Below are 18,891 nucleotides of genomic sequence, written 5' to 3' on the forward strand. Positions count from 1 at the left end.
ATTGTGAATAAGCGAACTCCGTTACTAGAAGTGAAGGATTTTACAGTAAATTTTAGACAGTATGTAAATGGGCTGCATCAAAGAGACTTACAAGTTATCCATAACTTCACTCTTGACCTTTATCCTGGAGAAATCATGGCTATTGTAGGAGCCAGTGGTTCAGGTAAAAGTTTATTGGCTCATTCAATTATGGGAATTCTTCCAACCAATGCATATACTACAGGGAGTATAAAATTTAAGGGGAAAGAGTTAACTGAGCAACTAAAAGAAGAGATAAGAGGAAAAGAAATATCACTAATTCCTCAATCTGTTGCTTATCTTGATCCTTTAATGAAAACTGGAAAGCAAATAGATAGTCCTGTGAAGAAGATAAAGAATTCTATAAAAGATATTCTTAAGAGATTTGAATTGTCTAGCAGCATTGAGGGTATGTTTCCTTTTCAGCTTTCTGGCGGTATGGCAAGAAGAGTTCTTATTAGTACAGCATTAACAAGTGGGGCAGATTTAATTATCGCAGACGAACCAACTCCTGGGTTGCATAAATCTGTTGTAAACGAAACATTAAATACACTTCGGGGTCTTGCAGATAATGGATGTGGTGTTTTAATGATAACACATGATATTGATTTAGCTTTTATTATTGCAGATAGAATAGCTGTATTTAATAAAGGTGTTTCAGTGGAGATTGTAGATGCTAAAGCATTTGAAGCCTCTGCTGATAATGTAAAGCATCCTTATAGTAAGGCATTATGGCATGCTCTGCCTCAAAATGGGTTTAATTCTATACGTGGAAAAGACTATGGAGATTTAATTGACATGGATGAGATACTGCCTGGAGGTGAAGTATGATATTAGAGGCTAAAAATATTTACTTTAAGTATCCAAGTAGTAAAGAATGGATATTAGAAGATATTTCATTAACAGTTAATTCCAGTGAGGTTGTAGGTTTAGTTGGTACAAGTGGACGAGGGAAAAGTACACTTGGGAAAATAATGGCAGGACAAGAGAAACAAAGTAGTGGAGAGATTCTACTAGATGGAAAGATACTTCCCTTAAATACTTATTCTCCAGTTCAGCTTATTTTTCAACATCCAGAACTTGCAGTAAATCCTAAATGGAAACTAGGAAAAACATTAGAGGAAGCCGGGGGATATGATGAATTGTTAAGGACGGAAATGGGCATACGAGATGAATTTCTCAATCGTTGGCCTAATGAATTATCGGGAGGAGAATTGCAGAGAATTTGTGTTATGCGGGCTTTGAAACCGCAGACTAAATTTATCATTGCTGACGAGATAAGTACTATGCTAGATGTTATTACTCAATCACAAATATGGAATATTATTTTGGATTTTGCTAAAAAAAATAATATTGGTATTTTAGCAATTACTCATAATGAGAACCTAGCAAAAGCCATTTGTTCTCGTATTGTCTACTTGTAGCTATTTCTCATATTTTGAAAAAACTAATATAGAAGATATTTTGATAGATGATTTTGTAGGATATTTTCCTTTACTAGAGTATTAAGCCATAATTTAATAGTATTATTGTGGATAAGGTTTAAAATCACAAAATGAGCATATTCTATATTATTTTTTATTATAATAAATTAGTTCCAAAAATTTTAGTATATTATATTAAGCTGAAAAGGATTGAGTTTTATATTGAATAAGACTCAATCCTTTTGTTTTATTCTTCATTATAAGCTTATTGTATGCTTTATAAATCATTATAATTAATAAAGATTATAAGCTCTAATATTAGAATATAATTAAAAAATTGAAATTATAGTTCTAAGGTATTAATTGTTAAACAATAATTATTTATTGAATAACAATAATAAATTATTGAATTATAATAAAAAAGGGATATAATAGAATTATAATAAAAACATAACAAAGAAAGGGGAAGATACTAATATGAAATCTTGGAAGGTAAATATTCTTAGAATGTCTGTAATTTTAATTTCAATAATTATATTGTGCTTATGCATATTTTGGCTTCCTAATGTAGCTAATTATTTTGAAGAAATAGCACCAGAATTTTATTATATGAAATTGCCATTGCTATTGGGAATATATTTTACGGGAATTCCATTTTTTATAGCAGTATTTCATGTATTTAAACTTTTAAAGTTAATAGAAAAAGATAAAACATTTACAATGAATTCTATACAAAGTTTAGGAATTATTTCTAAATGTTCTATTGCTGAAATTATTTTGTATTTTATAGGAATAATCTATTTATATGTTAATGAGGCAATGCAGCCTGGAATAGTTTTATTAGGATTATTAATTATGTTTGCTGCATTTATAATATATGTTTTTATAGAAATATTAAAAGAGTTATTGTTAAAAGCTGTAGAAATAAAAACTGAAAATGAACTTACAATATAGGGTGATAATATGGGTATAAAAGTCAATATAGATATTATGTTAGCAAAGAGAGGAATGAGTGTAACTGAATTATCAGAAAAAGTTGGAATTACTATATCAAATATATCTATACTTAAAAATGGAAAGGCAAAAGCCATAAGGTTTTCAACATTAGCAGGAATATGTCAGGCTTTGGATTGTCAGCCAGGTGATATATTAGAGTATTTAGAAGAAAATTAATATTATTAGGAATGATGGTAATTATATTGGATTATTAATAACAATCTAAAGATAGGAGGAAATATGAAATATAAAAAGCAGAATATTATTCTTATAATAATATTGTTATCAATTACTTTTTTTTATAGACACAGTACTAAGATTAATAGTAGTATATCTAAGGATTTAGGAATTAAGGTTCCTAATAATTTAGAGTTTCAATATGAAGATAGCCATGGCGGATTTCATGGTGACGGTGTAACATTAGCTAAGGCAAAAATTACACAAAATAATATACAATATATATTAGATAAATCTAAAGTTAAATGGAATAAAATGCCTATGTCAAAAGATATAAAATTAAGATTATATGGTGGAAGGAAAGATAATATAAATTATAGTTATGAACTAGCTAAGGATTTAAATATGGAGAATATAGAAACTGGTTATTGGCTATTTTTAGATAGATGGGGAAATGAAAAAGAATATACTAAAGGAGAAGGACTATTAGATGGTAATAGGCATTCGGAAAATTTTAGTTTGGGAATAATAGATTCAGATAATAATATTTTCTATTATATTAAATTCGATAGTTGATACAATATAGAAACCATGCACAAAATATCACTATTTATATAAAAAAATTTAAGGAGGTGGAAATTTGGCACAGCAATATACCAGAAAAATAATTCGTGAGGTATTTATAAAGATGCTGAATGAACGTCCACTTAATAAAATTACAGTCAAGGATATTGCTCTAGCATGCGAAATAAATAGAAATACTTTTTACTATTATTATACAGATATATATGCACTTTTAGCAGAAATCTTTCAAGCAGAACTTCAGACAGTTATTGATGAATATAATGACACAATGTCATGGGAAGAGAGTTTTATTGTAGCTACTAAATTTGCCTTGGAAAATAAAACAGCCATTTATCATGTATATAATTCTATGCAGAGAGAAGAATTAGTAAACTATATATATAATGTATCAGGAAATGTTATGAGTCGGTATGTTGAAAAGGTAAGCGACGGTATCTCTGCTTATTCAGGAGATAGAGAGTTAATTGCTTCTTTTTATCAATGTGCTTTAACTGAAATGGTATTACGCTGGATTGCTTCTGGAATGAAAGAAGATCCTGATACTATCATAAGACGAATCGGGAAATTATTTGATGGAAATATTGAATTATCTCTTAAGCGAAGTGCTAATTTAATGACATTTAACGAAAAGTAATAGTAAAATTAATTTTTGTTAGACATTTTAATCTCCATGCCTAAAAATTAGATAAATAAGCTACAGTGTTCAGATTTCGAACACTGTAGCTTATTTATCTAATGAAAAAGATATAAAAAAACTATATTATAGATTTATACAAACCTTATAAATAATAAATGTTCAAAAAGTTAAAGAATTTATTATTTACTATACCATATGGACATATTAATAGAGTGAATAGAAAAACTCTAAATATAATAGAAATCTTTAGAAGTTATTAAAAATTAAGAAAGAGGGAGATAAGATGAAATTAAAGACATATGACGATAGACTTACACTTACAAATGGGAGTTATCATGCTTTAGTCAATGCAAGAAAGCCTAAAGGAATTGAGGATAAAAGTGCATATTTAATTGGTACTGGAATTGGTGCTTTAGCTGCTGGTTGTTTCTTGATTCGTGATGCTCATATGGATGGTAGCAAGATTACTTTTTTAGAGAAATTAGAAATCCCTGGTGGATCTTTAGATGGGGAGGTTCGTCAAAACTTAGGTTATGTAGCACGTGGCGGACGTGAAATGGGACATCATTTTGAAGTTTTATGGAGTTTGTTTAGTTCATTACCTTCTACTGAGGACCCTAATATGACAGTTTTAGATCATTTTTATTATACAAATTATGATGATCCAAACTTTAGTAATTGTCGTATTACTCAAAACCAAGGTGAACGTTATGACAATGGAAAGTTTAATTTAGGACAAGATTTAGCAAAAGAATTAGCTGCTTTTGTAAATATCTCAGATGAGGAACTTCAAAATAAATCTATTGAAGATATTTTTTCTGAAGAACTTTTAAATACTGACTTTTGGACATATTGGAGAACAATGTTTGCTTTTGAGAACTGGCACAGTGCTTTAGAAATGAAATTATATATGAACAGATTTATTCATCATGTTGGAGGGTTGCCAGATCTTTCAGCTTTACAATTTTCACGACATGATCAATATACTTCTTTTGTAAAACCAATGGTTAAATATTTGGAAGATCATGGTGTTAAATTTGAGTATGGAGTTACTGTGGATAATGTTGAGTTTTCAATTTCAGATGATAAGAAGGTTGCAAAGAGAATAATAGCAAAAGATAGAAATGGAAAAGATATTTCTATTGATTTGACAGAAAAGGATTTAGTATTTATCACTAATGGTTCTATGACTGAAGGTTCTGGATATGGTGATGATAATACTCCTGCTCCATTTAATAAGGAGCCAGAAGGATGTTGGAAGCTATGGAGAAATATAGCAGCTCAATCAGATGAATTTGGAAATCCAGATAAATTCTGTACTGATCCAGAAAAATCTAATTGGGAGTCTTGTACAGTAACTTGTCATGATGAGCGTGTTCCTAAGTATATTGAAAAGATTACAAAACGTTCACCATACGGGGGAAAAACAGTAACAGGTGGTATAGTTACAGCTCTTGATTCTTCATGGCTAATGAGTTGGACTATAAACCGTCAAGAACAATATTATGGTCAACCTGAAAAAGATGTTGTTGTTTGGGTATATGGTTTGTTCTCTGATATTCCTGGGGATTACATTAAAAAACCTATGAGAGATTGTACAGGTAAGGAAATTACAAAAGAATGGTTATATCATATAGGAGTTCCTATACAGGAAATAGAAGAATTAGCAGGCTCATGTACTGCAGTTCCAGTTATGATGCCGTTTATTACTTCCCAATTTATGGTTCGTGAATTTGGAGATCGTCCATATGTTGTACCAAAAAATGCAGTGAACTTTGCTTTTCTTGGACAATTTGCTGAAACATTAGATGATCCAGGACGTGATACAGTATTTACTATAGAATACTCAGGACGTACAGCTATGGAAGCAGTATATGTTTTAACTGGAGTTGAAAAAGGAGTTCCTGAAGTATATGCTTCAAGATATGACATTCGCTATTTATTAAATGCAGGAAAATGTTTATTAGATGGAGAAAAGCCAGAAATCAACTTATCCCCCCTAGCTAAACGTAAAATCTTAAAACAAATAGCAGGAACAGATATTGAAGAATTATTGAGAGAATATGGAATTATTTAATGAGATTTAGATGTAACTAAATAAATTGAGATCCCGAATTTCAAAAAAATCGGGATTTTAATTTATTTATATTTATTATTCATAAAAATATTACACAAAGGAGGTAACCATGTGAAAGAACAAAAAAATCTTAAGAAAGTTTATATTCCTACTATAGAAGAAATGCAAAGTTGGTATGAATATGATTTGCGAAAAAAATCCTTAAAAACATTTGAATATGAGAATAATAAAAAAATAAATGAGCAAGGAGAATTTTTTAAGGCTTTTAGAAGATTTGAAAAAATAGATGATAAAATTCTTTTTAGCTCTAAAGATAATAATATTTACTATGAAAAATATAAACTTTATATAGAAGAAGAAATAGAAAATAAGGGGAAAAAGATAGAGGAGATTGAAAATTCAATTGAATATGAAAGATTTTTTCTTAGTTGGGAAAGGAGAGTCAATAGAGAAAGCAATAATTATGGTCATTATGGCAGTAACTCAGCTACAAGATATCGGGTTGATTGTATAGAAAAATTGGAAAAAGAGTTAGAGTTGATTTTAGAAAATTCTCCAGAAGCATGGGAGTTTTACTATAAACGTCAATTAATAAGGGATATAGAAAGCCAACATCAGCAGCGTTTGGTAACTGTTCCCTATGTAGTTAAAGCAAAACAAAAAGTAGTGGATTCTTTGAAATTAGGAATTCCTGTATATATTGTAGGACATTTAGGAAGTGGAAAAACTCAACTAGCAACTGAAGCAGCCTTAGATTTTACTATTCAAAATAAGATACAAAGAGAATTAGAATATAAAATGGAGAAGTGGTTTTCTGCTAATCCAGATGCTACAGAAAAAGATGCCATTGAAAAATTTGGAGAATTTAATAAAGAAAGAAAACTGTACTATAAAAATATTTTAATTAATGGAAGCAGAGAGGAAATACAATCTTTACAGCCCTTGTTTATATCTGGTTCACATAATTTAACTTACGAAGATATGTTTGTAGAGAAAACTTTATCTCTGAAACATAGCTTTTCTGAAGGTTCTTTTGTTGATTATCTTAATATGATTATAGAAGATTTTTATGAGTGGATGAATGAGCATAGAGAAAGACTGGAGCAGATGACTGATGAAGAACAGTTACAGCTTAAGATTCAAATATGGAAAAGTTTCTCTGATTTATTGGTAGCAAGTAATAGTGCTTTTGGTACTGAAATTAAAAAAATAGAAAGAGAAATTTTAATTGCAGTAAAGGAAGGTAGACCTGTAATTGTAGATGAGTTGAATACAATTGCTATGCAAAATTTAATTGCTTTGAACGATATCTTGCAGCGTCATGCAGGAAGTACAGCTTATATTACAGGAGTTGGACCTGTTTTGATTAAATCTGGATTTGGATTTATTGGCACAGGAAATTTATCCACTCAAATGATTAACTATGAAGGAACAAATGAACTAAATCCAGCTTTCAAATCACGTTTTGTAACTATTGAATATAATTATGTACCCCAAAGGATAACAGGTTCCTTAAATGATCAAGAATTTCCAGAAAAAAACGAACTTTTTAGAATAATAATGATAAGATTAGCTGATAAAAATGGAACTATTCATATTCCTGATTCCCAAAGAACTTTAGAGGAATTGTTTCGTTTTTCCCAATTATGTAGAGTTATTCAGAATGTTTTTATGGGTAAATGGAAAGACAATAAAATCCAAAAAGATTCTGGAATGGATGAACCAGAGCTGAGAGAATCTGTATTATCAATCCGTAATATTTTACATGTTTTAGATAATTGGAATTTAGGAGAGGAAAAGGATTTGAGTAAAGCTTTGTGGGATGGTTTTATTAGTTCAATTACTTATCCAGATGATCAAAACTATATTCTTTCTCAAGCAGTTCGTTTTGGATTCTTTCCTATAAGTGAAGGTTGGAAAATTGAAACAAAGGGTGTAGGAGAAGCAACGACAACATATGAAGAAATTCGTACTGTTCCATATCACTATGTTCGTCCAGCAATAGAAATATTAAGTTATTTAGATGTAGTTCATTTGATATTTGGGAAGGGAACCCTGAGGAGAACTTTGCCAGAAAAGCTAATAGAAATTTTTGAGGATGATATTGATAATTTAACAAGGATTGATGCTAAAAAGTATCAGGAATTAAACCAAAGATTATCTCATTTAGAGCATTCAAAGTATTTACTTGAATACCTAGAAGATAATGGAGGAGAAAAATGAAAACGAACTTGGATGGAGAATATTTTAAGGGTCAAGTAAAAGAACTAAGAAAAAAACTAGATGAATGTAAAGAAAATGGAATTTTAGATGATGGTTTTGAAGAAGAATTAGATAAACTTTCACTAATAGAAGAAAAGTTACTGACTGACTTAATTCCTTATTATCGAGTTCATGCAAATAATATTAAGAAAACTTCAATGGAAATAAATCCAATAAAACAATTGGGAAGTTTTAATTTTAATAGTTTTTTACAAAGTATGTTAAGAATTAATAAAAATCTTTTTATTATAAGTAGTGTAGATAGTAAAGTTCAATTCTTTTATATAGATATTCCAGATGATTTCTCTAATTATAATCAACTTGAAGTAGAGTGGAGTCCCCCTATTAAAGAGATAAAAGAGACAATTTCATTTATATATAGATTGAATGATACAGAAATTTTGCTTTTAGGAGTTATAGGGGGATGTTATCTACTTTCAAGTGATAATTTTGATAAAATACCAGATGTTAATCAACAAATTAGAGTTAAAAGGATTCAAAAGGATTATGACTTTAATGGATTTGGAAGATGCTTAGAAATTAGATATGGTTTATTTGCAGTGGAAAATGGAGACGATACCTTAACTATGTTTGAAATAATAAAAGAAAATGATAAATATGGAGTGGTTTTTCATAAAGATATATATTTAACTATTCCAGATTGGACAGCATTTGAAAAAATACAAGATGATTATTTTGTAGTTGGAACAAGGATAGGAAAACTATATTTTATCAAATATGAGAATAGAAGACTTACTATTAAAGAAAAATTTGATTTTCCAAATGATGAAATAAAACAAATTAGATGTCTAGAGGATGAAAAGGGGAATAAAGATTCCCTTATAGTTATAGGAGGTAAAGGACATCTCAAGATATTTTCTTTGCATGAAGACTCAAAAGTTATAAAAACAGAAATGAATTACTTAAAGGGCAATTTATTTGACATTGAATCTAAAAAAGGTACATCCATAATTTTAAGTGAGGATGGAATAATATACTTATTTGAAGAGAATTTTGGAAATTGGTATCTAAATGAAGAAGTGACAATTAAAGATGTCTTTTTCACAAATGTCTTTAAATTAGATATTTCAAAATATTTACTTATGGATATAGAAGGTAAACTAAATCTATTAAATATTGAACGAATTAATACACCAAAAGATTTGTGGAATCTGCCACTGTATTAATAGGAGGGATGAGTATGTTTGATTTAGATGAACAAACTCTAATTGAAGAAGCTAAAAAACATTGGGAAATATTTTTGCAAAAGGAACAACGCTCCTTAGCTACATTTACTGGAGATTCTAGTTTAATGTATATTCCAGACTCTAAATTAGAGAGATTTCTATTAGACCCTTCCAAAGGAATTTTGTACTTACCCTTGGAAAGTTTTTTAGATAGAAAGCTAGATGACAATCAAATAATGTGGCATATCTACTATGAGTTAGCCTTATATTCTGATTGGAAAAAGCAAACTAAAAAATATCTAAATAGAAAAGAAGATTGGCAGAAAGAAATTGACCACATGACAGGCTATATTTTAGATAGGATAAAAAAAGAAGGACTGGAGAAAGACCCTGCATATCAATCTAAAATTATTTCTAATTATGTAAAAAAAGAAATTCTTGATTTGCTTCATATATTGGATAAATACACATCTTTTCTAAGGGTTTTGCAGATGTGCCCCATATATAGAGATAAAGAAAATTTTGAAAAAATTATTTCATATATGAAAAAAAAAGGTAAAACAATTGAATCAATTTCTCAAATGCCTAGACATAGGGCTTTTGTAAATAGTTTCTTATTTATTGAATTATATAAAATTGAGCCTAAAATAGATGGATATATTGAAAATCCCTTTGATAGGAAAATTTTCAACCAACCCTTTTTTGATTTTATTCACTATCAATTAATTAGGCAAATAAACAATGGGCAAGGAATTGTAGAAAGAGATTTACTCATTCGTTCTTTTGTTTTTCCAACCTTTGAGAAATTGTGGAAGGAAGAAATAGACGAGATGGTATTTTATAAATCAAAAGGACAAGAAAAAGAAAAGATTAAAGGAAGTGAAAATATTTTTGAAGAGTCTAATGCAGATGAAATACCAGATTTCCTAGAAACTACTCAGGAAGAAGAGAGAAAGATTCTAGAAGAAATGCTGGATAAGCAAGATCAAATAAGTATTAGTGTACAAAACATTATCCAAGGGAATATAGATTTAGAATATTATGGGATTAGCCAAGGGGAACAACAATTGTTTCAGTTTTATTCAAATAAAATGAAATCTGAAAGAGAACAAATGCGTCAATTTTGGAAGAAGTTAATAGGATATGCAAAAAAAGAAATAAGTGTAAAAAAGGATGGTCAGATAAAGGGAAAATTAGATATAGATAGCTTTATTAAATTTTATCCAGAGTTTGTAGAAGCTGAAAAAAAGGGAAATTACAAAAATCTTCCAATCTTTAATAGATATTTGTTAGAGCCTCAGACAGATATATTACCTGAAAGAATAGAAATTTCTTTTGTTATAGATAATTCAGGATCAATGAATGAGTCAAAAATTGAGGCTGCAAGAAAAGCTTTGGCTGTGACTTTGCTATCAATAGATGATTTTAATCAATACTTGAGAAGTAATGCAGAACAATTGAATCAAAAAGTAGAAGTTTTAAGTGAAACTTGGTTTTTTGGCAGTAATTATTACAATGTCAAAGAATTTAATAATAAAAATGTGAAGGAAAAAGAAAAAAGCGATATAATTCGCTCAATCGTAAAGCTAAATGCAGCAGATGGAGCAACTGACGATGCAAGTTGTCTTAGAGAAATATCCAATAGGATTACGTCTATACAGGAAAGTGAACTTAAAAATGGAAAACAAGTAAAGATAATTTTTGAAATCACAGATGGTGCCTCAAGTTTTCCAGGATTAGCAAAGGAAGTTGTACAGGAGTTATTATCTAAACATGTCCAAATATATGCGTTTCAAATAGGGAAAAATAGCATAGCAAATGAAAAAGTCTTTAACTTTGTATGGAATGAGGGATACAAAGAACCACATGGAGTAACAATTGGTGAACAAGTAGAAAAACTACCAAAAGAATTGCTAAGGGCAGTAGGAGAAAATATGCAATCTATTTTTAGTAATTAGTTAAATAAATGTAAAATGAAACTACCATATTTTAAAACAAATAAAGTTAAAGTTATATGAGATTAGTAGGGGTAGTATATAATGATTTGAGATGGATTTAATTCATATGATTATAAACAAAAACCATTGTCAACTAAAAATAATTAATTAGTTGACAATGGTTTTTGTTTATGGTATTTTATACTAAATTAAGATAAATAGTGTTTAATTTTCTCTTTCCATTAAAAGTATATTAAAATTTAAGGAGTAGGTTATGAAAAAAAATAAAATTTCGGTACAGAATATGATTATTTGTGCTTTATTTGTAACACTTATTATTATAGGAACATTTATAAAAATACCAATTCCAGTTTTACCCTTTACCCTGCAATTTTTATTTACTATGTTAGCAGGACTTTTACTTGGAGGGAAACTGGGAGCAGTCAGTGTTTTGGTCTATATTATATTGGGATTAATTGGTTTCCCTGTTTTTACAGAAGGAGGTGGACCTGCATATGTGTTAAAACCAAGCTTTGGTTATATCATAGGATTTTGTATTGGAAGTTTTTTTACAGGTACTATTGCAAATAAAGTATCAGTTCCATCCTACAAAAGATTATTTGCTGCAAGTTTTATTGGACTTATAATAGTTTATTTATGTGGAATGAGCTATTATTATATTATTTGTAATTACGTTATTAACACCCCCATTGCACTGTGCCCCTTAATTTTATATTGTTTTATTCTAGCAGTACCAGGAGATATTACTCTTTGCATATTAGGTGTTATTTTAGCAAAACGATTACTTCCAATTCTAAATAAAATACGGGGGGGATTTGCAAATGACAATAATACAAACTATTAAAAACGATATTTTAGTAGGTAAGTTAATTAAAAAAAATCAGGCTCTTAATTTGATTACTGCACCTTTAAAAGAACTATGTATAGCTGCAAATGAGATTAGAGAGTTTTTTTGTGGTGATAATTTTGACATTTGTACCATAATAAACGGAAAAAGCGGAAGGTGTTCTGAAAATTGCAAATACTGTGCTCAATCAGTCTTATATAAAACTAAAGTTGACCAATATCCATTGCTTGATACAAATGAGCTTGTTGAACAAGCAAAATATAATGAGGAACGTGGAGTATTACGTTATTCTATTGTAACCTCTGGAAAAAGACTTCAAGATAATGAAGTTGATAAAGTTTGTGAAAGTATAAAAGTAATAAAGGAACAGACAAATATTTCAGTATGTGTTTCCTTTGGATTATTAAATGAGAAGCAGTTTGAAAAATTAAAATCCGTTGGAGTAGATAGGATACATAATAACTTAGAGACATCTCGAAATTATTTTCCAAAGATATGTACCACTCATACATACGATGATAAAATATTAGCAATTAATGCTGCTCAAAGGTCAGGGCTTAGTGTATGTAGTGGTGGAATCGTGGGACTTGGTGAGAATATGGAGGATAGAATAGATATGGCATTAACACTTCGAGATCTTGGAATTAATTCTATACCAATTAATATGTTAAATCCCATCCCCGGTACGCCTTATGAAAGCAATAAACTTCTAACTAATGAGGAAATGTGCAGGATAGTTGCAATTTTCCGTTTTATTTTACCAAAAGCTTTTATTCGTTTGGCTGGAGGGAGAGGGCTTTTACCAGATAAAGGAATGAAATGCTTTCTTTCAGGTGCAAATGCTGCTATTTCAGGAGATATGCTTACTACGTCAGGTATCTCTATCGAAGATGATATGAAAATGATTGATGACCTTAGATATAAGGTGGTTTTAAGAAATGAGTAGAGGGATATTCGTTACAGCAACAGGAACAGATATAGGCAAAACTTATGTAACAGCTTTGATTGTAAAAAAATTACGTGAAGCAGGGTATAATGCTGGTTATTATAAATCTGTACTCAGTGGTGCTGAGATGACAAAAAATGAACTTTATATAGGAGATGCTTACTATGTGAAAACCATAGCAAATCTTAATTGTGACTGCGTTGATATGGTTTCTTATGTTTACGAAACTTCAGTTTCTCCACATTTAGCTGCAAAGTTAGAAGGTAATCCTGTCATATTAAAAAAAATAGTGACTGATTATAAAAAGCAATGTTCAAGGTATGATTATATTACTGTGGAAGGTAGTGGTGGAATTATTTGTCCTATTCGATATGATAGTGAACACCAAATTTTCTTAGAGGATATTATTAAAGAGCTAAAACTTTCCGTACTTATAGTAGCAGAGGCTGGACTTGGTACCATTAACTCCACAGTGCTTACTGTGAGGTACTTAGAAAATAACAATATTCAAATAAAAGGTATTATTCTTAATCGTTATCATGGAGATATTATGGAGGATGATAATATTAAGATGATTGAAGAGATAACTCATATACCAGTCATTGCACTTATAAGAGATGGAGATTCTAATATAGATATTGATGTTCATATGCTTGCAGGATTATACGGAAAGGATGGTAACTAAAATGAATTTGGTAGAAAAAGATTTAAAATATATATGGCATCCTTGCTCTCAAATGAAAGATTATGAGGAATTACCTCCTATAATAATAGATCATGCAAAGGGGGTGTATCTTTACGATAAAAATGGCAAAGAGTATATTGATATCGTTAGTTCTTGGTGGTGTAATCTTTTAGGACATTGTAATCCTAAAATTAATGAAGCAATAAAAGTACAGCTTGATAAATTAGAACATGTTATCTTTGCTAATTTTTCTCATGAACCTGCTATTACACTTTGTGAGGAATTAAGTAAAATAGTTCCTCAAGGATTAACCAAGTTCAACTTTTCTGATAATGGTTCTGCATCAGTTGAATGTGCGTTAAAAATGAGTTTTCAATATCAATATCAAGTAGGTAACACTAAAAAGACGAGGTTTATGTGTTTTACAGAGGGGTATCATGGTGAAACCATAGGAGCATTATCTGTTGGCAGTATGGATTTATATGGGAAGCTTTATAAGCCAATGTTGATGGATACCATTCATATTGAAGCACCTGATTGTTATAGATGCTCATATGGAAAAAATAGAGATTGCTGTAATGTGGAATGTTTTGAACATGCAGAAAAAACATTTGAAAAATATGCCGATGAAACTTGTGCAATAATAGTTGAACCTCTTTTACAGGGCAGTGCAGGTATGAGAATTTATCCTGCAATGTATTTGAAAAAGCTTAGAGATTTATGTGATAAATATAATGTTTTACTTATTGCTGATGAAATTGCCACAGGTTTTGGAAGGACAGGAAAGATGTTTGCATTTGATTATGTAGATGTAAGTCCAGACATTATGTGTATTTCAAAGGGACTTACAGGTGGATATATGCCAATGGCAATTACTATTACCACTGATGAAATTTATAATGCATTTTATGACGATTATAATGAAGGGAAAGCATTTATGCATTCTCACACTTATAGTGGAAATCCTTTAGGATGTTCTGCGGCACTTGCAGTTTTAAATATATTTCGTGAAGATGCTGTTTTGGATAAAGCTGAAAAACCAGCACAATATCTGACCAAAAAATTAAATGAAGAATTAATTGACCATAAAAATGTTGGTGAAATAAGAAATATAGGTTTAATCAATGCAATTGAGTTGGTGAGAAATAAAAAAGAAAAATTAGGCTTTGATTCTAAACTTCGAATAGGGTATCAGATTTATAAAAAGGCTTTGGAAAAAGGACTTGTACTAAGACCACTTGGAGATGTACTATATTTTAATCCTCCGCTTATTATAAACGAAGCAGAAATTCATAAGGCAGTGGAGATTTGTACACAAGCCATTTATAGCGTTATTGGGCAATGAATTTTAAAACATTAATTAAAATAAGTGAGAATAAAGTAAGTAATAATTGAATGTTTGTTTAATTTAGGATTTATACATATAATATTAACAAATTAATATTGGAATTTTCGTAAATCCTCAGTAAGTCAATTTTTTTTAGGTTTTCTGTTATATAAATAATCTTTCTTTTGATATAATTTTAAATAATGATAGATGCCGGAATGTGTTTGTTGATTAAATTTTGGATATTTAGTATAATTAATATAATGAGGTACCGCATTATCAGCAATTAAAGATAAGAAGTTATTTTAGATTATATATTAATCTCTAGTAAAATAATAAATATAAAGGGTGTTTTATTAATGAATAAAAAATTAATAAATAGAAAAAACTTCCTAATCTTTTTTATGTTAATTTTAATCTGTGTAATTTTTTATATTCGTAAAAACAAACAAGATAAAGTTCCTTTTATTGGGATAGGATATAACTTAGGATATAAAAGTAAAATCTTTCCCAATATGACAGACTTGGAAATTGATGAAATAATTAATAAAATAACAATTGCTGCAAGTGAAAGGGTGAAAGAAGGCAAGAAATTTAAAATTACTGAAGAAGAGTTAGAAAAACTAGGTATTACCGGATTAGATCCTTATTATTTAGATATGATTAAAATTTCTACAGAATAATCAAATGATAAAAGGGTTGTTGACTAGGTAATAAAAGAAAGTAGGACAAAAATAGAAGATGCTATTTTCAGTTGATTTTCTAATATTGTTTTATCCTAGGTATTTGAAATATATAATGTTATAGAGACTTTTGCCTAATAAGGTTACTTATTTAGCAAAAGTTTCTTTATGTATAATGTAATAGTACAATGAAGAGTTAAAAAATGAATATGGCATAAATTCTCAATCTTTGTTGAATAAACCTTTTTCAGTATGGTACTCTTCATCCCGAATAGTTTTCTTTCAAATTGTGGAGAAAATATATCTCTCAGATTCTTTTATTATCCCAAAAAGAATTAGTGAATCAGTATCTAGATAAGCAGGGTGAATTATTGTTGCGACAAGAAATAAAAAAGTACCTTTACAGATCAAGAGGTATGGTTTGTTATGAAGAACTATGCTTCCATTCGGGAATGATAGAAGTAATTGCCCACAAAATATTATATTTGCAGGATACAGTGTGCTTAGTGAAAAACAGGTACGAGAAGGTATTGCATTGTTACAATCTGCATGGTTCGGTGATTTATCATAATAAAAATGAGCAGTAGATTTTGCTTTTAGGATTGACTATTACATATAGAAACTATAAAATAAATAGTGGGAGTTACAATAGTTTGAATAATTATTTTGATTTAAAACAAATATCTTATATGAGAGGGACGAATATGAATATAGCATTTTTTCTAACACCTAAAAGTGAAATTGTATATGAAACTATAGATGCAACAATGAGACAAGCTCTAGAGAAAATGGAGCATCATAGATATACTGCCATACCACTAATAGACAAAAGGGGTAAATATGTTGGTGCCATTACAGAAGGAGATTTGCTTTGGAAAATTAAGAATACCAGTAATCTTACAATTGAAGGTACAGAGAATATACCAATAAAGTATGTCCATAGACATACTCAAAGTAATACAGTATCAATAAGTGCAAATATGGAAGATTTAATCTTACTTGCAAAAAATCAGAACTTTGTTCCAGTAGTAGATGATCAGGGCATATTTATAGGAATTATAAAGAGAAGTGACATTATCAATTATTGTGCAGACTTATTATTCAAAGATAAACAAAAATTAGATTGCACAGATTAAAAATAGACTTCAGATATATATATCTGAAGTCTATTTTTAATCTGTGACTTTACATTACTTTATTTACAAATCTAGGAAATAGACATATGGACAAGATAATGTTATAATCTAATAGATATTATGTAAACTAAAGGAGAGATCTTATGGGTATAAATAAAAAGATGAAGATTATTTTATCTATAGCTATTTCCATTGTTATATTATTTACTGGATTGGTTTACATGAAGAATAAAAACAAAGTAGAGGAAATCCCCTATACTTTATTTTTAATTCATGTACAAAAGAATTTAGTAGAAGAAGTAGAACTATCAAATAATGGGAAGATAAAAATTAAACTTAAAAATGGTGATACTGTAATTACTGATAATCCAAGGACGGAGAAATTTAAAGAAGAATTATTGTTATATGATGTAAAGGTAGTAGAAAAAAATGGAAATATAAACCAAGCATTGCCTATGTTTTTATTGGTTTCTGCTATGGGGTTTATGGTATTTTACTTAAATAGAAATGTATCTAAGCAGGCGGAAAAAGAAATGTCTAATATGTCAAATTTAGATACAGAAACTTCTTCTAAAAAAATTACTTTTGATGATGTAGCAGGTAATGAGGAGGCTAAAGAATCTTTAATGGATATGGTGGATTTTATAAAAAATCCAGAAATATATAATAAATTTGGTGCAAGACTGCCTAGAGGGGTACTTTTATATGGTGCTCCAGGAACAGGTAAGACACTTTTAGCAAAGGCAATGGCTGGAGAAGCAGATGTTCCATTTTATGCTGTATCAGGTTCGGATTTTGTACAAGTATATGCAGGACTTGGAGCTAGTCGTATAAGAGAATTATTTAAAAAAGCAAAAGATGCAGGAAAATCAGTTATATTTATTGATGAGATTGATTCTTTGGGGAAAAAGAGAAAATCTGGAAATAATCCATCAGGTAGCGAAGAAGGAGATAGAACATTAAATGCACTTCTAACTGAAATGTCTGGGTTTAAGGATAATGAGGGAATTATTGTAGTAGCTGCTACAAATAGAATAGATATATTAGATGAGGCATTATTGAGACCTGGAAGATTTGATAGACAAGTGGAAGTTTCTCTCCCAGATGTAAATGGAAGATATGAAATACTTAAACTGCACAGTAAAAATAAGCCTATTTCCAAAAACGTGGATTTAAAAAAGATTGCATTGGAAACTATTTATTTCAGCGGTGCAAAACTTGAAAACTTGATGAATGAATCTGCTATTATTGCAGTAAAAGAGAAATCAAAAGAGATTTCCATGGAGCATGTAAATAAGGCATATTACTCAGTATTGGTAGGAGATGAGAAGAAGGATAGGTCTTCAATAGATTATAGAGATAAAGAAATAACTGCTTATCATGAAGCGGGACATGCTTTAGTGACAAAATTAATAGCAAAAAACAATAGGGTAACAAAGGTAAGTATAATACCTAGCACAAAAGGAATGGGAGGATTTAGTTTAAATATTCCTCCAGATAAAATGTATCAAACGAAAAAAGACATATTATCAAATATAATGATTGCTCTTGGCGGAAGGGCAGCAGAAGAGATAATATATGGTAAGGAGGAAATAACTACTGGTGCTTCTTCAGATTTGGAAAAAGCTACAGACATGGCTTTATCTATGATTGGTATATTTGGCATGGATGATACAGTAGGCTTGTTAAATTACAATGTTTTATCTAATAGAAATACTGATGATAGCAGTTTATTAAATAGGGCTAAGGAAATATTAAATGAACTCTATTTAGAAACAATTAATTTATTAAAAAGTCATATAAATGACTTAAATATTGTAGCAGAAAAGCTTATAGAAAAAGAAGTACTATACGAAGAAGAGCTTAACAGCATATTGTGCTAGATACAAGAAATAATAAAATCATCAGTTTACTTGAAAAAATATATAAAGAGATGTATAATAAAT

At 29.5% G+C, this 18,891-nt stretch carries 18 protein-coding genes; all 18 read left to right on the forward strand.

The features are described 5' to 3' along the window. Positions 1-3 precede the first annotated feature (3 nt). The 18 genes from BUB33_RS12935 to BUB33_RS13015 all read left to right on the forward strand — a co-directional run bounded on the left by BUB33_RS12935 (position 4) and on the right by BUB33_RS13015 (position 18,828). Positions 4-849: an ATP-binding cassette domain-containing protein gene (locus BUB33_RS12935; protein WP_072977096.1), complete on the forward strand. Its 846-nt coding sequence runs from the start codon at positions 4-6 to the stop codon at positions 847-849. Continuing rightward, positions 846-1,442 carry an ABC transporter ATP-binding protein gene (locus BUB33_RS12940; protein ID WP_072977098.1) on the forward strand — a complete coding sequence of 199 codons (597 nt, stop codon included), beginning with the start codon at positions 846-848 and terminating at the stop codon, positions 1,440-1,442. The genes BUB33_RS12935 and BUB33_RS12940 overlap by 4 nt, the downstream gene beginning before the upstream one ends. Positions 1,443-1,919: 477 nt before the next feature. Then, on the forward strand, positions 1,920-2,396 hold the full coding sequence (locus BUB33_RS12945; protein WP_072977101.1) for a DUF2975 domain-containing protein: 477 nt from the start codon (positions 1,920-1,922) through the stop codon (positions 2,394-2,396). Between the two features lie 9 nt (positions 2,397-2,405). After that, entirely contained in the window at positions 2,406-2,615 is a 210-nt protein-coding gene (locus BUB33_RS12950) for a helix-turn-helix domain-containing protein (protein WP_072977104.1), read from the forward strand. A gap of 63 nt (positions 2,616-2,678) precedes the next feature. Next, positions 2,679-3,191 (forward strand): hypothetical protein, encoded by a 513-nt coding sequence (locus BUB33_RS12955; RefSeq protein WP_072977106.1) that lies wholly within the window; start codon positions 2,679-2,681, stop codon positions 3,189-3,191. Positions 3,192-3,255: 64 nt separating this feature from the next. After that, positions 3,256-3,834: a TetR/AcrR family transcriptional regulator gene (locus tag BUB33_RS12960; RefSeq protein ID WP_072977109.1), complete on the forward strand. Its 579-nt coding sequence runs from the start codon at positions 3,256-3,258 to the stop codon at positions 3,832-3,834. Positions 3,835-4,120: 286 nt separating this feature from the next. Beyond that, the gene (locus BUB33_RS12965; protein ID WP_072977111.1) at positions 4,121-5,914 is read left to right on the forward strand and encodes an oleate hydratase; all 1,794 of its coding nucleotides are present in this window, start codon (positions 4,121-4,123) and stop codon (positions 5,912-5,914) included. A 111-nt stretch (positions 5,915-6,025) separates the two neighbouring features. After that, positions 6,026-8,137, forward strand: coding sequence for a P-loop NTPase family protein (locus tag BUB33_RS12970; protein WP_072977114.1), 2,112 nt, complete (start codon positions 6,026-6,028; stop codon positions 8,135-8,137). Next, a complete protein-coding gene (locus BUB33_RS12975; protein WP_072977117.1) occupies positions 8,134-9,363 on the forward strand; it encodes a hypothetical protein in 1,230 nt (409 codons plus the stop codon). Before BUB33_RS12970 ends, BUB33_RS12975 begins: the two co-directional genes overlap by 4 nt. A gap of 14 nt (positions 9,364-9,377) precedes the next feature. Then, positions 9,378-11,321: a vWA domain-containing protein gene (locus BUB33_RS12980; RefSeq protein ID WP_072977119.1), complete on the forward strand. Its 1,944-nt coding sequence runs from the start codon at positions 9,378-9,380 to the stop codon at positions 11,319-11,321. A 253-nt stretch (positions 11,322-11,574) separates the two neighbouring features. Continuing rightward, the gene (locus tag BUB33_RS12985) at positions 11,575-12,165 is read left to right on the forward strand and encodes a biotin transporter BioY (RefSeq protein WP_072977122.1); all 591 of its coding nucleotides are present in this window, start codon (positions 11,575-11,577) and stop codon (positions 12,163-12,165) included. Next, positions 12,143-13,114: a biotin synthase BioB gene (bioB, locus tag BUB33_RS12990; RefSeq protein WP_072977125.1), complete on the forward strand. Its 972-nt coding sequence runs from the start codon at positions 12,143-12,145 to the stop codon at positions 13,112-13,114. The genes BUB33_RS12985 and bioB overlap by 23 nt, the downstream gene beginning before the upstream one ends. Next, positions 13,107-13,799, forward strand: a complete 693-nt coding sequence (gene bioD, locus BUB33_RS12995) for a dethiobiotin synthase (RefSeq protein WP_072977128.1) — start codon at positions 13,107-13,109, stop codon at positions 13,797-13,799. The genes bioB and bioD overlap by 8 nt, the downstream gene beginning before the upstream one ends. 1 nt (position 13,800) lies before the next feature. Then, positions 13,801-15,144, forward strand: a complete 1,344-nt coding sequence (gene bioA, locus BUB33_RS13000; protein ID WP_072977130.1) for an adenosylmethionine--8-amino-7-oxononanoate transaminase — start codon at positions 13,801-13,803, stop codon at positions 15,142-15,144. 341 nt (positions 15,145-15,485) lie between these two features. After that, on the forward strand, positions 15,486-15,809 hold the full coding sequence (locus BUB33_RS13005; RefSeq protein WP_072977133.1) for a hypothetical protein: 324 nt from the start codon (positions 15,486-15,488) through the stop codon (positions 15,807-15,809). 436 nt (positions 15,810-16,245) lie between these two features. Further along, positions 16,246-16,380, forward strand: a complete 135-nt coding sequence (locus BUB33_RS16790; protein WP_268807684.1) for a hypothetical protein — start codon at positions 16,246-16,248, stop codon at positions 16,378-16,380. 133 nt (positions 16,381-16,513) lie between these two features. Then, positions 16,514-16,945, forward strand: coding sequence for a CBS domain-containing protein (locus tag BUB33_RS13010; RefSeq protein WP_072977135.1), 432 nt, complete (start codon positions 16,514-16,516; stop codon positions 16,943-16,945). Positions 16,946-17,088: 143 nt separating this feature from the next. Beyond that, entirely contained in the window at positions 17,089-18,828 is a 1,740-nt protein-coding gene (locus BUB33_RS13015) for an ATP-dependent metallopeptidase FtsH/Yme1/Tma family protein (RefSeq protein WP_072977138.1), read from the forward strand. Positions 18,829-18,891: the final 63 nt, after the last annotated feature.

This window comes from Tissierella praeacuta DSM 18095 (assembly GCF_900128955.1).
GTDB classification, from domain to species: Bacteria; Bacillota; Clostridia; order Tissierellales; family Tissierellaceae; genus Tissierella; species Tissierella praeacuta.